We start from the raw sequence: 14705 nt of genomic DNA on the forward strand, positions 1-14705 counted from the left end.
CACGGGGAGTCGGCGCGGGTGTCTCCTGGACGGACCGTCCGGGTTTCGCGGATACGACTGACAAGTAGGTCCTGTGGCAAGAGAGTGTGCATGAATCCGTCTACCGCCCTGGCGCGTGTCCTGGTCGACGAGCTGGCCCGGTTGGGACTCGCCGAGGCCGTCGTCGCACCGGGGTCCCGTTCGACTCCGCTGGCACTCGCCCTGGTGGCCGATCCCCGGATCCGCACCCATGTCCGCATCGACGAGCGTTCGGCGTCCTTCCTCGCCGTGGGGCTGGCCCGGGTCTCGCGCCGCCCCGTCGCCCTGGTGTGCACGTCGGGCACTGCCGCGGCCAACTTCCATCCCGCCGTCCTGGAGGCCGACCAGAGCGGGGTGGGGCTGCTGGTGCTCACCGCCGACCGGCCGCCGGAGCTGCGGGGAACCGGCGCCAACCAGACGGTGAACCAGATCGGCCTGTTCGGGTCGGCGGTGCGGTTCTTCACCGAGGTGGGGGTGCCCGAACCGGTGCCGGGCATGGTCGCCTACTGGCGGTCGCTGGCCTGCCGCGCCTGGGCGGCGGCCCGGGGCTCCCGCCCCGGTCCGGTCCATCTCAACCTGGCCTTCCGCGACCCGCTGGTGCCCGAACCGGGCGGCACGCCGTGGCCGGAGCCCCTGGACGGGCGGTGCGGCGAGCAGCCGTGGATCGACGTCGCCCCGCTGCCGAGCGAGCCCGAACCGGTGGAGCTGCCCCCGGTGGAGCGCGGCGTGATCGTGTGCGGCGACGGCGACTACGACCCGGTGCCGTTCCTGGCGTTGGCCGCCGAGACCGGCTGGCCGCTGCTGGCCGAGCCCACCTCCAACGCCCGCCGCGCCGAGGCGGTCTCCGGCTACCGGCAGCTGCTGGCGCTTCCCGAGTTCGTCGCCGCGCACGAGCCCGAACTGGTGGTGAGCGTCGGCCGTCCGGGACTGTCCCGCCAACTGCTGGCCTACCTGCGCCGCGCGGGGCGGCACGTGGTGGTGGGCGAGCCCGCGGCGTTCGCCGACCCGGTGCGCACCGCCACCGACGTGGTCGGCGCGGTGCGCGCGCCGCGCTCGGCCGTCCCCGACACCGCGTGGGCCGCCTCCTGGGCCGCGGCGGAGGCGGCCGCCCGTGTGGCGGCCGACCGGCTGCTGGACGCCGACGAGGCGCTGTCGGAGCTGCGGCTGGCCCGCGACCTGGCCACGCACCTGGCGCCGGGGTCACTGCTGTTCGCCGGGTCCAGCATGCCCATCCGCGACCTGGACGCGGTGATGCGGCCGCGCTGCGGGCTGCGCGTCGTCGGCAACCGGGGGGTCAGCGGCATCGACGGCACGGTCTCCAGCGCCGTGGGCGCGGCCCTGGCCCACCAGGCCGACGGCGGGGGAGGGGCGTTCGCGCTGCTGGGCGACCTGGCGCTGCTGCACGACCAGAACGGTCTGCTGCTCGGCGCGCAGGAGCCCCGCCCGGACCTGGCGGTCGTGGTGGTCAACAACGACGGCGGCGGGATCTTCTCCGGACTGGAGCAGGCCGGACATCCCCACTTCGAGCGGGTGTTCGGCACCCCGCACGGCGTGTCCGTGGAGCAGGTCGCGGCCACCGCGGACCTGCCCTACACGCGTCTGGAGTGGGCCACCGACCTGCCCAAGGCCCTGCTGGGGGAGGGGCTGCGGCTGGTGGAGGTGCGCACCGACCGCGCCGCCTCGGCCCGCCTGCGCCGCGCCCTGCAGGACGCGGTGGCCGACGCGGTGCGGTGAGGGGTTCCGGGGGCGGGAGGTGTCTCGCCCCCGGGGGAGTCGGGCGCGGTGGAATCCGGTGCTCCTGTCGGGGAACTGCGCCGGTGTTTGGTCCATCAAATGGATTCGATGTCTTTTTCCGGGTGATCTGTCGTGTTTTTCCACGGCGAATTCGATGCTAGATTCACGGTCATATGCACGTGCATACGGCCGTGCATTAGCGAATGCAAGGAGAGAACATGGCCGACGCCCCGAAGCCCCGACCGCTTCCCGAACCCGGGCGCGACCCGGTCCGCGGGTTCCTCGCCGTACTCCGCTTCCTGCTGTGGCTGATCGCGCAGGAGGCAGAGCCCGGATGGGCGTGATGCCCTCCGACATACGCTCCTGTCCGGCCGGGACGGAGCAGCCGACAGGGTAGAAAAGGCACGGAGACCCCGAACGGAGAATGGAGAACGCATGCCGGACCGAGAAGCCGCAGCAGGCACGGTCGTGGTCGGAGTGGACGGCTCCGAGGGCAGCATGAACGCCCTGGACTGGGCCGCCGACGCGGCCGCGGGACGCGGTGCGACACTGCGCCTGGTCTACGCCATGAGCCTGCCGCTGGTGACCACCCCGCTCGGCGGCCCGATCCGGACCGCGCCCTCCCAGGAGGTCTCCGACTCCGCCGCCGCGCTGCTGGACGAGGCGCTGCACCGCGCCCGCGCCCGCGTGCCCAACCTGAAGGCCGTCACCGAGAGTTCCCGGGTCGAACCGCACCACGCGCTGCTGAAGGCGGCCGAGGAGGCCGACCTGGTCGTGGTGGGTTCGCGCGGCCTCAGCGGCGCCAAATCGCTCTTCCTCGGCTCGGTCGCCCAGCGCGTCGCCTCCCACGCGCCCTGCCCGGTCGTGGTGGTCCCGCCCACCAGCCAGGAGCCCACGGCACGCAGGGGCCGCGTCGTGGTGGGCGTGGACGGCTCCGCGCACGCCGCCGCCGCACTGCGGTTCGCGCTGGTCGAGGCCGAACGTATGCGCGCCGAACTGGTCGCGGTCTACGCCTGGCAGGTGCCCGACACCCCCGTCGACCCGTTCACGGTGCTCGACACCGACGTCGAGGTCGACCGCCAACGCCAGGTCGAACGGGCCCGCGACTGGCTGCTGGAGGTGGTCGACGCCGCCCGCACCCCGCTGACCCGCGGCGTCCCGGTGCGTGCGGCGGCCCCCGAGGAGCACCCGGCGGCGGCGCTGCTCGCCGAGGGGGCCGACGCCGACCTGGTCGTGGTGGGCTCGCGTGGCCGCGGCGGGTTCACCGGGATGCTGCTGGGATCGGTCAGCCGGTCGGTCCTGCACCACGCCGTCGTCCCCGTCGCCGTCGTGCACGTCGCCGAGAAGTCCGACTGAGCGGGCGCGGCACGGACGGGGAGCGGTGGGTCACCGCGGGGTGGTGGGCGGTCGAGGCGTCCCCGGCGCCGCGTCCGCCCGCGCCTCCGTCTTCTCGCGCTTTCCGGACCGGTCCGTACCGGGGGTGTCGGGGCGGGTGCCCGGTGTTCTCCCCGGTGACCTGTCGGTGGAGGCGCGGGTGGCTCGGCGCCCGGGGGCGCCTCCCCACTCCCGCACCGACCCACCCCCTCCGGCGGACGTGTCCTTACAACGCGTCTCGCCCACCCCCACGGGGCTGAGGCCACAGGACCCCCTGAGGCCAAGGCCACCCGAGCCCCCTCCGGAGTTGAGGCCGCACGACCCTCTGGGGTGGAGGTCACCTGGAAACCGCCCACGGGGCTGAGGCCGCCTGGAGGTGGCACTCCTGGCCCGCCTGACCTCCCGGCACCGGTCCGGAACCACACTCCGGTCGGGAAGCGTCTCCCACCGACGCCCTATCCGTCGGTCAGGGCCGCGCGCATCGCGTGGAACTTCGCGGTGGTCTCCGCCAGTTCCGCCGCCGGGTCGGAGTCGGCGACGATCCCGCTCCCGGCGAACAGGCGGGCCCGCCTGCCGTCGACGTGGGCGCAGCGCAGCGCGATCCCCCACTCGCCGTTGCCGTGCGCGTCCAGCCACCCCACCGGCCCGGCGTAGCGGTCCCGGCGCATCCCCTCCAACTCGGCGATGACCTCCATCGCCAGCGGGGTGGGGGTGCCGCCCACCGCCGCCGTGGGGTGCAGCGCCGCCAGCGCACGCAGGGTCGCCACCCCCGGGCGCAGGGTCGCGCGCACCGGTGTGGCCAGGTGCTGCACGTTGGCCAGGCGCAGCAGTTCGGGGCGGGCGGGGACACGCAACGCGGCGCAGAACGGCTCCAGTGCCCGGCGCAGCGACTGGACCGCGTAGACGTGCTCCTCGATGTTCTTGGCCGAGTCGAGCAGGGCCGCGGCCAGGGCCGTGTCCTCGTCCTCGGTGGCCCCCCGCCGGGCGGTTCCGGCCAGCACCAGCGACTCCAGGCGGTCCCCGGTGCGCCGCAGCAGCAGTTCGGGGGTGGCGCCGGTGAGCCCGGCCACCGAGTAGGCGTAGCAGTCCGGGTAGCCGCGGGCGAGCCGCCGCAGCAGGGTGCGCACGTCGACGGGGCGGGTGGCCTCGGCCACCACGTCGCGGGCCAGCACCACCTTCGCCAGTTCCGTGCCGCGGATGCGCTCCACCGCCCGGGCCACGGAGGAGGCCCAGGCGTCCTCGCGCACCGTGCCCGGCGACCAGCGCAGCCCGCCCACCGGCCGGGGCGGCGGAGCGGGGACGAGCGGATCGGACTCCTCACCCACGACCGTCAGCCACGTGCGTCCGCCGCGCCGCCCCACGAGCACGCGCGGCAGCACCAGCGTCGACCCGGCGTCGCGGCCGTCGAAGGTGAAGGAGCCGAACACCACGGGGCCGCTGCCCGCCCGGCGGACCTCGTCGTGGACGGTGATCCCCGCGAGCAGCGACTCCAGCCACTCGGCGGCCGCCGCGAACCGCCCGCCGCCGCAGCGCTCGCTCTGGGCGGGCAGTTCCAGCCGCGCGGCCGTCCCCCACGCCACCAGTCCCTCGCCCCGCCGAACCCAGGCCAGTGGAGCGGTGGGGGGAAGCAGATCGAGCAGGGCGCGCTCCTCGGACAGCGCCACGGTGCGCACGGTCATGCGCTCACAGGAGGTCGGAGAGATCACGAGGAAGGAGTCTATGCGGCTGCCCCGTCGGGCATGACGCCGCCACCAGCGACAAGCCGCCGAAGTGGCGGCGGAGGTGGTCCGGGACGTCTAGGCTGGCGAGCGTTCGCCCCGTTTCCGAGGTGTGCTGTGGGGAGTGCCCGATGGGATGGTTGGCCCGTTCCGCCGCCGTGGCGGTGCTGCTGTCGGTGACGGCCGCGTGCGCGTCGGTTCCCGAGGGCGCCGCGCCCAACGTGCCCGCGCCCGCCGCCGACACGGGCGGCGCCGGACCGGGACCGTCCCCGTCGCACAGCGCCGCGGTCCAGGCCACGCCGGTCCCCGAGGACTGCGAGGTGGCCGCCGACCACCCCAAGCGGCAGTTGCGCGGGGTGTGGATCACCACCGTGCGCAACATCGACTGGCCCTCCGAGGCCGGGCTGAGCGCGCGGGAGCAGCAGGACGAACTCGTCGCGCAGTTGGACCGCGCCGCCGAACTGGGGCTGAACGCGGTGTTCTTCCACGTGCGGCCCACCGCCGACGCCGTGTACGCCTCCGAGCTGGAGCCGTGGGCCCGCTACCTGACCGGTGAGCAGGGCGGCGACCCCGGCTACGACCCGTTGGAGTTCGCCGTCGAGCAGGCGCACGAACGCGGCCTGGAGTTGCACGCCTGGTTCAACCCCTACCGGGTGGGCTGGCAGGAGGCCGACATCGACCACCTGGTCGACGACCATCCGGTCCGGCGGCACCCCGAGTGGCTGGTCACCTACGGCGACCAGGGCTACTTCGACCCCGGCAACCCCGAGGCCCGCGAATGGGTCGTCGACGTGGTCGCCGACGTCGTGGAGCGCTACGACATCGACGGCGTGCACTTCGACGACTACTTCTACCCGTACCCGGCGGAGGGGGAGACCTTCGACGACGACGCCAGTTGGCGGGCCCACGGGGACGGCTTCGCCGACCGGGCCGCGTGGCGGCGCGACAACGTCAACCAGTTGATCAGCGGGGTGCACGAGCGGATCGAGGAGACCAAGCCGTGGGTGCGGTTCGGGGTGAGTCCGTTCGGCATCTGGCGCAACCGCAGCAGCGACCCCACGGGGTCGGACACCAGCGGACTGCAGTCCTACGACGCCCTCAACGCCGACACCCGCACCTGGATCCGGGAGGGCTGGATCGACTACGTCGTCCCGCAGCTGTACTGGCCGCAGGGCTTCGCCACCGCCGACTACGCCGAACTCGCGCCGTGGTGGGCGAGCGAGGTGGCGGGCACCGGCGTCGACCTCTACATCGGGCAGGCCGCCTACCGGGTGGGCGAGGACGGCTGGGAGGGCGAGGACGCGCTGTCGGTCCAACTCGACCTCAACACCGCCCACCCCGAGATCACCGGCGACGTCTACTTCTCGATGAAGGACCTCGACGGCAGGGCGCGCGGCGCCGTCGAACGGGTGGCCGCCGACCACTACGCGCGTCCCGCGCTGCCGCCCGTGGCCGACGACGCGCGGGGGGCGCCCGCGCCGGTGGGCGGACTGACCGCCGAGGCCGACGCCGACGGGGTGACGCTGAGCTGGCAGGGGGCGGAGACCGACCGGATGTACGCGGTCTACCGGGTGCCCGCCGACGCCGACCTGTGCGTGCTGGCCGACGCCGACCACCTGGTGGCCGTGCTCGGCGGCGGTCGGCGGACCTACCGCGACGGGTACGCGGCCTCCGAGGCGGTGCGCTACCACGTGACCGCGCTGGACTCCTTCCGGGTCGAAAGCGCCCCCGGAGCGGGCGCCGTGGTGAATCCGGGGTGAGCCAACACCAACCTTCTGGTTAGATCCGTGCGCACGGAGCCGGGTATCGCCCGCCGCCGGACGGATAGAAACTGAGTAGCGGGGCAGAGTCGAAGAAACGCGCACCAGTGCTGGAATCCCCGGTCGGTGAAGGAGGGCGCCATGTCTCTGCGAGAGAACGAAAGACGAATTCTGGCCGAGATCGAGGACCAGCTCAGCACGGACGATCCCGACCTCGCCGAGGTCCTGGCCTCCTTCGACGTGGACGACTACATCGCTCCCGAGGACGCGGGCGGGGAGTGGAAGCCCTGGGCGGTGTGCGGTGCGATCGCGGCCGTGGTGGTCGGCCTGCTGGTCGCGCTGTTCCTGGCGGTTCCCGGCCCCACTCCCCAGGAGGAGGTGCCCGCTCCCGCCGGATCGGGCGCGGTGACGCAGACGCTCACGCCCTGAGGAGGCCGACGGGCTTTCCGGCCGAAACGCCGAAAAGCCCGTGGCGGGTCGGGGGTCAGAGCCCGTCGAGGAAGCGCTTGGCCAGCGGTGCGGCGGCTCCCGCTCCGCTCTCGCCGTCCTCGACGACCACCGCGAAGGCCACGTCGCCCTCGTAGCCCACGAACCAGCCGTGCGCGGACATCTCCTCACCCTCGACGTAGGCGCCGTACTCGGCGGTGCCGGTCTTGCCGTGCACCTCGCCGGTGAAACCGACGTCCTTGGCGGTGCCCTCGGTGACGACCGCCCGCATCATGGTGCGCAGTTGCTCGGCGTTGCCGATCGGGGAGGGGGCGGGCCGCTCGGGCAGTTCGGGGTCGGTGACCAGCACCGGTGACCGCCAGGAGCCGTCGGCGACGGCGGCCGGGACGGTGGCCATGTGCAGGGGCGAGGTCAGCATCTGCCCCTGGCCGATGCTCATGGCGGCCAGCAGGGTGTCGTTCTCGGGGGTGGGGAAGGACGGGGAGAAGGTGGGGACGCCGATGTCGAGGTCGCGGTTGAACCCGTAGTTCTCTGCGGCGGCGACGAGGGAGTCGGGGGCCAGTCGTTCGGCGACCTCGGTGACCAGGGCGGTGTTGCAGGAGGTGGCGAACGCCTCGGTCACGCTCTGGGTGCCGTACTCGGCGTCTCCGGCGTTCTTGAACGGCCAGCCGCCGATGTCGGCGGTCTTGGGGCACTCCACGGTGTCGCCGGCGCCCAGTCCGGCGCTGAGCAGCGCGTCGTAGGAGACGATCTTGAAGGTGGAGCCGGCGGGGTACTGGCCTTCCAGGGCGCGGTTGAAGCCGCCGGGAACGTTGGCGACGGCCAGGACCTCACCGGTGGAGGGGCGGATCGCCACCAGGGCGGTGGGCTTGCTCTGGCCGGTGATCGCGTTGGCGGCGGCCTGCTGGACCTCCAGGTCGATGGAGAGGGTGACGTCCTGTCCGGGGGAGCCCTCGATGGTGCCGACGACCGCGTCTTCGTCCGGCTCCCCGGAGGGCTCCGCGCCCTCGTCGACCACCTGGATCACGGTGGTGGGGGTTCCGGCCAGGTGCGCCTCCTGGGAGCGCTGGACGCCGCTCTTGCCGACGGTGTCGCCCTCGCTGTAGGCGGGGCCGAGCTCCGCGACGTCCTCGGAGGTGGCGGCGCCGACCTCGCCGACGATCATCTGGATCGATCCGGAGACGTCCCCGGTGTCCAGTGGGGTGCCGTCGGCGGCCAGGACGCGGCCGCGCTCCCCCCAGGTGTCGGCGCGCGCCAGCGTCTGACCGGTGGTGAGCCCGGGGTGCAGCGCGGAGGGGGTGAAGGCGACCTTCCACTGGCCGTCGACGAGTTCCAGCGGCAGTTCGCCCTCGTAGCTCCACTCCCCGGCGTCGCCGAGGGTCATGACGGCGGTGAACGGGGCGGTGGCGGTGCCGCCGTCCCGGACGACGCCGCCCGCGGTCACCTCGACGGACTCGACCCCCAGGTTCTCGGCCACGTCGGAGTGGAGGCGGGTGGCCTCGAGGCCGGTGGTCAACTGGTTCAGGTCCTGGTAGTCGCCGGAGTTCCAGGCGGCCACGTAGGCGGCCACGGTGTCCTCCGGGACGGGACGGGTGGTCAGGTACCAGTAGACGCCGCCGCCGGCCAGGCCCACGGCCAGGAGCCCGGCCAGGAGGCCGAGGAGGGGACCCCGCCGGGAGCGCCGTCGCGGTTCGTGGTAGGGGGGACGGGGAGCGCCGGGAGGCTGGGAGAGGGGACGTCCCGGGGACGTCCGTTCGTCGTCCACGCTCAAGAGCGTCGTCCTTAGCGAGTCGGCCTGGTTGTGACAAGCCCCACGGCGCGGAAGCGGACACGTGGGGCGGGAGGGCAAAGACTATACGGCTGGTGCGGCGGTCGCCTCTCGGCACAGGGCACAACGCGGCTCCATACGACCGTGCGAACGTTCCGCGTTGTGCGGGCCGCACGCGGTATTCCGCGAAGGCGTGGGTTAGAGCCCGGGGGACACTTGCTACCACACCAGCCAAGCAGAGACTCTAGCCCATGACGGCGACCACGGGGAGCGGAGCGGGCGCGTCGGCGGGGCGCGGCGCCGGTCAGTCCTGCCCGCGGCAGACGCGGACCATCTCCTCACGGGAGCGGACCTTGATCCGCTGGCGCCCCCGGGCGCGGCCGAGGGACTCCTCGTGCCGTTCCAGGCGCTGCCAGCCCTTCCAGGTGGTGAAGGGGACGCCGCGCGCGTGCAGCAGGCGGACGAAGGACTCGGGGTCGGGGTCGGCGGCGCGGGGCAGCGCGGCGAGGTCGGATGCGAGATTGGCCACGGTTTCCAGCGCGTCGCCCTTGGTGTGGCCGATGAGACCGACGGGGCCGCGTTTGATCCATCCGGTGGCGTAGACCCCGGGGACGGGCCGGTCGTCGAGGCCGAGGACCCGGCCGCCCGCGTTGGGCACGACGCCGCGCTCCTCGTCGAAGGGCAGGTCGGCCAGTGGTGAGCCGAGGTAGCCGATGGCTCGGTAGACGGCCTGCACGTCGTGGTCGAGGAACTCGCCGGTGCCGCGGACACCGCCCGAGCCGTCCAGTTCCATGCGCTCGGTGCGCAGTCCGGTGACGCGGTCGCCGCCCAGGAGGGCCACGGGGCGCTGCAGGAAGTGCAGGTGCAGGCGGCGGGGTTCGCCCCTGGGGTCGCGGATCGCCCAGTTCTGCAGGATCTTGACGTTGGTCCTGGTCTGGTTGGAGTTCTCCACGGCGGTGACGCCCGCCGCGTCGAGGTCGCAGTCCTCGGGGGACACGATCACCTCGACGCCGGGCTGCCTGTCGAGTTCGCGCAGTTCCATCGGGGTGAACTTGGCCTGGGCGATGCCCCGGCGGGCGAAGACGTGCACGTCGGTGATCCGCTTGGCGGCCAGGTCGCGGTGCACGTTGTCGGTGACGTCGGTGGTGAGCAGGTCGTCGGCGTCCTTGGCGAGGATGCGCGCGACGTCCACCGCGACGTTGCCCGCGCCCAGCACGGCGACGCTGGTGCCGTCGATCCGCCAGGACTCGGGGAGGTCGGGGTGGCTGTCGTACCAGGACACGAAGTCCGCGGCGCCGTGGCTGCCGGGCAGGTCGATTCCGGGGATGTCCAGCGGCCGGTCCCGGTCGGAGCCGGTGGCGAAGACGACGGCGTCGTAGTGGCGGCGCAGGTCCTCCAGTTTCAGGTCGACGCCGTAGTCGACGTTGCCGAGGAAGCGGATCTGCGGTCTGTCGAGGATCTTGTGGAGCGCGCCCTGGATCTGTCTGATCCGGGGGTGGTCGGGGGCGACGCCGTAGCGGACCAGGCCGTAGGGCGAGGGCAGCCTGTCGAGGACGTCGATGCTGAGTCGCACGTCGGCGGCTGCGAGGGTCTCGTCCTTGGTCAGCAGGTCGGCGGCGTAGATTCCCGCGGGCCCCGCGCCCACGATTCCCACGCGCAGCGGACGCGTCATCGTTTCTCCCCTCTCGCCGGGCCTGCGGGCGGCGCGGCCGGTGCGGACGTGGCGCGCGACACCCACAACCCGTGATCATTAAGGTTAGGCTAATCTAAATTAACAGAGAGTGCGCTTTCTCTACTAAACCGACCATTAAGATAGGCAATAATCCGCGAGAGAGTCATCGGCTCAGAGTGTAACGATGGTCACACCGGGTGGTGTGGTGGGCGCCGCGTTCGGCCGTGCCCCGTCCTCACGCGGCGGGGAGCCGCGGCCCCCCGTTCGGGGCGGCCTTCACCGAGGAGGCGAAGCGCGCCACCCGTTCCTGGCCCGAGAGCTTCTGGATGGCGGCCATCACCGCCTCGGTGGCCTCCCGCCGGGCGCGCGCCCGGTCCGCCTGGCCCTCCCACGGCGACAGGTCCACCGGCTCGCCGAAGCGGACCCCGATCCGGCGCAGCGCGGGAACCCGGCGCCCCGCGGGCATGATGCGGTCGGTGCCCGCCAGCGCGGCCGGGACGACCGGCGCGCCCGAGGTGAGCGCCAGCCAGGCCAACCCCGTCTGCCCCTTGTACAGGCGGCCGTCGGGCGAGCGGGTGCCCTCGGGGAAGATGCCGAAGACCCTGCCACCGGCCAGCACGGCGAGACTGTGGTCCATCGCCTCCCTGGCGCTCTGCCCCGGGCGGCGGTCCACCGAGACCTGGCCGATGGCGCGCAGCGCCCGGGTGAAGGTCCGCTGCGCCGGGTTGCCCTCGGCGAACAGCTCCTTCTTGGCGATGAAGACGATGGGCCGGGGCACGACCACGCCCAGGAACAGCGGGTCGAGGTTGGACAGGTGGTTGCAGGCGAGAATCACCGGACCGCGCTCGGGAACGTGGTGCAGGCCCTCCACGCGCGGCGGCCACAGCGCCCGGGTGGTCGGGGCCACGATCACCTTGGCGGCCTCGTACAGCGACAGCGGCACGGCCTGTTCCCCCTCGCTTCGCCTTCTCGCCACCCGCGCGCAACGGCGCGGCGGCCACAGTGGACGCTGCGGAACTCTAGCGGGCGCAGACAACGGCGCGGTCACGGAGCTTCGGGCTTCTCGCGCTACAGTGTGGTCTAGACCTATCAGGGAAGAGACGAGGATCCATACCATGGCGCGTCTGATCGATGTCAGCCACCAGATCGTGGCTGGTATGACCACCTACCCGGGACTTCCCGCCCCGGTCGTCGAGGACCACATGTCGTTCGACGATTCGCAGGACAGCTACGCCTCCGGCACGGAGTTCCAGATCCGCCGCATCTCGATGGTCGGCAACACCGGTACCTACCTGGACACCCCCGCCCACCGCTACCGCGACGGCTCCGACCTCGCCGATCTTCCGCTGGAGAAGGTCGCCGCCCTGCCCGGCCGGGTCGTCGACGCCGTCGGCCGGGAGATCGGCCCCGACGCCTTCCGCGGCCTCGACCTGGCGGGCCGGGCCGTGCTGATCCGCACCGGCTGGGACCGGCACTGGCGCACCGAGGCCTACGGCGGCCCCGACCATCCCTTCCTCACCGAGGACGGCGCCAAGGCACTGGTCGACGCGGGAGCTGCGCTGGTCGGCATCGACTCGGTCAACATCGACGACACCTCCGTCAGCAGCGCGGGCGCACGTCCGTCGCACTCGGTCCTGCTGGCCGCGGGCATCCCCGTGGTGGAGCACCTGTGCCTGCTCCAGCAACTGCCGGAGGAGGGCTTCCAGTTCTTCGCGGTCCCGGTGAAGGTCCGCGGCATGGGCACGATGCCGGTCCGCGCCTTCGCCGTCGCGTGAGGGCGCGGACCTGAGGGAAGGCCCCGGGAAGCGGGCAGACCCCGACCGTGCGGCCTCGGCTCCCGGGGGCGGGACCGCCGCCCGGGAGACCTCCCCGAAGGGGACGGCGGCGGGGTGGGGAGGCGCCCCGGCGCCCGTCCGTGCCCGGTCACCCCGCCGCGGGCCCGCGGCGCGGCCGCGCCGTCAGGAAGCGGGTGGGCGGGCGCGGCGCCAGGGCGCGCCGACCGCCCCGTCGCCGGTTTCCCGGGTGGTCCGTGTCCCGGCCGCCGCGGTGCGCAGGGCCGCCGCCAGCGCGCGCAGTTCCATGGCCAGCCTCGGATGGTCGGCCATGCTGGGCAACGCCCCCAGCCGCGGGGCGCGGCGCTCCCGCAGCGCCTCCGCCAACTCGTCGAAGGCCAACCCCAGCCGCTGCAGGGTGATGTGCGTGGCGGGCGGGACGTCCTCCGCCGTCAGTGTGGCCAGCGCCAGGTAGCCGGTGCGCTGGACGGCGACGACCACCGGCCACAGCGGAGCGGTGTGCTCGGCGCGCGGCACGTCCCCCACGGCGCTGTCGTAGACGCCGCGCAGCCGCAGCAGGTCCGCGCGCAGGTCCCGGCGCAGCCGGTAGCGCTGCTCCGGGGTGACGCGCACGTCGGGGTCCAGCGCCTCCGACAGCACCCTGCGGGAGGTCCGCAGCGCCGTGGCGATGGCCTGCGGAAGTCGGCTCGCCGAGGCGCGGCGCCACAGCAGCAGCGCCCCCGCGATCCCCACCAGCGAGCCGACGACGGTGTCCACGACACGCTCCTGGACCAGCCGGTCCACCGGGTAGGGCGCGGCGGTGTGCGCCAGCAGCAGCGCCATCGGCGTCAGCGCGATGCTGGCGTAGAAGAAACTGCGCGAGATCACGGTCTGGGCGAGTGCCTGGAGCAGTGCCGCCGCGGCGATCACCACGGGCAGCGGGGGAGACAGCGCCAGGATGCCGCCACCGGCCACCACACCGATCACGGTGCCGGTGGCGCGCTGGGCCGACCGGTTGGCGGTGAGCACCACGTTGCCGCCCTGCAGGACGGAGGCCGCGGTGACCGACACCCAGTAGAACCGGTCGAAGCCCAGCAGGATCGCCAGCGCTCCGGCGGCGGTCACGGTGATGCCCATGCGCAGCGCGGTGGGGCGGACCAGCGAGTCGCGGCTCCACCCCGAACGCAGCGCGTCGCGCAGCGGCGGGGTGCGGCGGTCGTACAACTCCTCCCCGAACCCCTCCCCCCCGTGGTCGGTGCGGCGGGCGCCGCGCGCCGTGCGCGCCAGCAGCCGGTACAGCCGCGCCTCCAGGGAGCGCGGGCGCAGCCCCCTGCGCGCCTCGTCGAGCGCCTCCGGGTCGGGCGCCAGGTCCGGGCGGGCCACCGCGCGGGCCAGGGCGTCGGCGAAGTCGGCGGCGGCGGGCAGGGGCGCGGTGCGGGCCAACGCCACCTCGGTGGCGGTCAGGTGGATGTCGGAGACCCAGCGCAGCAGCGCGCGCAGCCGGGCCGCACGGGCGGTGTCCCGGTACCCGCGGGTCTGGGCCTGCAGGGCGACGCGCCACGCGGTCGCGACCGCGAGCGACGCCTCGTGCTGCACGTGGTCCAACCGGGGGGTGCCCACGGCCCGCAGCAGCGCGCCCAGTTGCCGGAACGCGGCGGCGACCGCCTGGTCCTGGGGGCGGCGGGACGGAAACAGCGCGCCCGACATGGACACCAGCCAGCCGATGCCCGCGCCGACCGCGGCGACCCCGGCGTGCCGGGGCGTCTCGGCGATCCCGCCGGGCACGATGGTGGCGATCGCGCAGACCAGCACGAAGTAGAACGGGCCGGGCGGTTCGACGCGCAGCGACTGGCACAGCCAGGTGGCCGCGCCCGCGACCGCTCCGATGGCGACCGCGGCCGACCACGGCGTGACCGAACTGAGTGAGCCGACCGCCACACTGGCGACGAAGCCCGCCGCGATCAGCGCGAGCGAACCGGCCCGGTGGGGATAGGGCGTGTTCCGTTCGTACAGCGCCGTCATCGACCCCAGGGCGGCCAGCGCCCCCACGGACGCGTCGAACAGGACGGAGACCAGGCTGAAGGAGACGCTCATCGCGATCCCGGCCTTCACCCCCTGGGTCCACGCCCACCGCCCGGAGGCCAGCCCGAAGACCGCCCGCGGGTTGACGCGCGGCCGGGGCCGCTCCGCGACCCTGGCGCGGATCCGCGCGGGAGGTCGCCATCGGGGCGGGGCCCCGCTGCCGTCGTCTGTCCCACCGTTCACGGGCCCATGCTAGAGCCTGCCGTTCTGGGGCTTTTCGGGCCCGCCGTCCCATCCGGCGCGGCCGCCGCGCCGGATGGGACCCGCGCGGACGGGAGGTGATGGCGGGTGGGGGCGACGAAGCCCGCCGTGATCAGCGCGAGAGAGCCGGACCGGTCGCCCGGGACGGCTCCCGCCGCG

The 14705-nt window shown here is 73.7% G+C and carries 11 protein-coding genes; 6 read left to right on the forward strand and 5 right to left on the reverse strand.

Annotation, left to right across the window (positions count from 1 at the left end):
- Positions 1–90 precede the first annotated feature (90 nt).
- From menD to NI17_RS04805, 3 genes are all read left to right on the forward strand, one after another.
- Entirely contained in the window at positions 91–1752 is a 1662-nt protein-coding gene (gene menD / locus NI17_RS04800; protein ID WP_068692986.1) for a 2-succinyl-5-enolpyruvyl-6-hydroxy-3-cyclohexene-1-carboxylic-acid synthase, read from the forward strand.
- Between the two features lie 218 nt (positions 1753–1970).
- Entirely contained in the window at positions 1971–2096 is a 126-nt protein-coding gene (locus NI17_RS24355; protein WP_267887211.1) for a hypothetical protein, read from the forward strand.
- 91 nt (positions 2097–2187) lie between these two features.
- Complete coding sequence (locus NI17_RS04805; RefSeq protein WP_068692987.1) at positions 2188–3108, forward strand: universal stress protein; 921 nt, start codon at positions 2188–2190, stop codon at positions 3106–3108.
- A gap of 473 nt (positions 3109–3581) precedes the next feature.
- Here the strand turns inward: NI17_RS04805 and NI17_RS04810 are convergent, their stop codons facing one another.
- Positions 3582–4805, reverse strand: a complete 1224-nt coding sequence (locus tag NI17_RS04810) for an isochorismate synthase (RefSeq protein ID WP_068692988.1) — start codon at positions 4803–4805, stop codon at positions 3582–3584.
- A gap of 170 nt (positions 4806–4975) precedes the next feature.
- Between NI17_RS04810 and NI17_RS04815 the strand changes: the two genes are divergently transcribed.
- Positions 4976–6604 carry a glycoside hydrolase family 10-like protein gene (locus NI17_RS04815; protein WP_068692989.1) on the forward strand — a complete coding sequence of 543 codons (1629 nt, stop codon included), beginning with the start codon at positions 4976–4978 and terminating at the stop codon, positions 6602–6604.
- A 141-nt stretch (positions 6605–6745) separates the two neighbouring features.
- Positions 6746–7033, forward strand: coding sequence for a DUF3040 domain-containing protein (locus tag NI17_RS04820; RefSeq protein ID WP_068692990.1), 288 nt, complete (start codon positions 6746–6748; stop codon positions 7031–7033).
- Positions 7034–7088: 55 nt separating this feature from the next.
- Here NI17_RS04820 and NI17_RS04825 read toward each other — a convergent pair whose 3' ends face one another.
- The 3 genes from NI17_RS04825 to NI17_RS04835 form a co-directional block, all read right to left on the reverse strand.
- Positions 7089–8816 (reverse strand): penicillin-binding transpeptidase domain-containing protein, encoded by a 1728-nt coding sequence (locus NI17_RS04825; protein ID WP_119267549.1) that lies wholly within the window; start codon positions 8814–8816, stop codon positions 7089–7091.
- A 307-nt stretch (positions 8817–9123) separates the two neighbouring features.
- Entirely contained in the window at positions 9124–10473 is a 1350-nt protein-coding gene (locus NI17_RS04830) for an FAD-dependent oxidoreductase (protein WP_068693010.1), read from the reverse strand.
- Between the two features lie 253 nt (positions 10474–10726).
- Entirely contained in the window at positions 10727–11428 is a 702-nt protein-coding gene (locus NI17_RS04835; protein WP_068693011.1) for a lysophospholipid acyltransferase family protein, read from the reverse strand.
- 178 nt (positions 11429–11606) lie between these two features.
- On the opposite strand from NI17_RS04835, the gene NI17_RS04840 reads away from it, so the two are divergent.
- Entirely contained in the window at positions 11607–12266 is a 660-nt protein-coding gene (locus NI17_RS04840; protein WP_068692991.1) for a cyclase family protein, read from the forward strand.
- 183 nt (positions 12267–12449) lie between these two features.
- On the opposite strand, the gene NI17_RS04845 is transcribed toward NI17_RS04840, so the two are convergent.
- Positions 12450–14528, reverse strand: a complete 2079-nt coding sequence (locus NI17_RS04845; protein ID WP_394326773.1) for an FUSC family protein — start codon at positions 14526–14528, stop codon at positions 12450–12452.
- Positions 14529–14705: the final 177 nt, after the last annotated feature.

Origin of the sequence: Thermobifida halotolerans (assembly GCF_003574835.2) — a bacterium.
Taxonomy (GTDB): Bacteria; Actinomycetota; Actinomycetes; order Streptosporangiales; family Streptosporangiaceae; genus Thermobifida; species Thermobifida halotolerans.

Bases quoted from the DNA above. Each gene is read 5' to 3' on its own strand.
- NI17_RS24355 (WP_267887211.1), top strand. From the start codon at position 1,971: ATGGCCGACGCCCCGAAGCCCCGACCGCTTCCCGAACCCGGGCGCGAC.
- NI17_RS04820 (WP_068692990.1), top strand. From the start codon at position 6,746: ATGTCTCTGCGAGAGAACGAAAGACGAATTCTGGCCGAGATCGAGGAC.
- NI17_RS04815 (WP_068692989.1), top strand. From the start codon at position 4,976: ATGGGATGGTTGGCCCGTTCCGCCGCCGTGGCGGTGCTGCTGTCGGTG.
- menD (WP_068692986.1), top strand. From the start codon at position 91: ATGAATCCGTCTACCGCCCTGGCGCGTGTCCTGGTCGACGAGCTGGCC.
- NI17_RS04840 (WP_068692991.1), top strand. From the start codon at position 11,607: ATGGCGCGTCTGATCGATGTCAGCCACCAGATCGTGGCTGGTATGACC.
- NI17_RS04805 (WP_068692987.1), top strand. From the start codon at position 2,188: ATGCCGGACCGAGAAGCCGCAGCAGGCACGGTCGTGGTCGGAGTGGAC.
- NI17_RS04810 (WP_068692988.1), bottom strand. From the start codon at position 4,805: ATGACCGTGCGCACCGTGGCGCTGTCCGAGGAGCGCGCCCTGCTCGAT.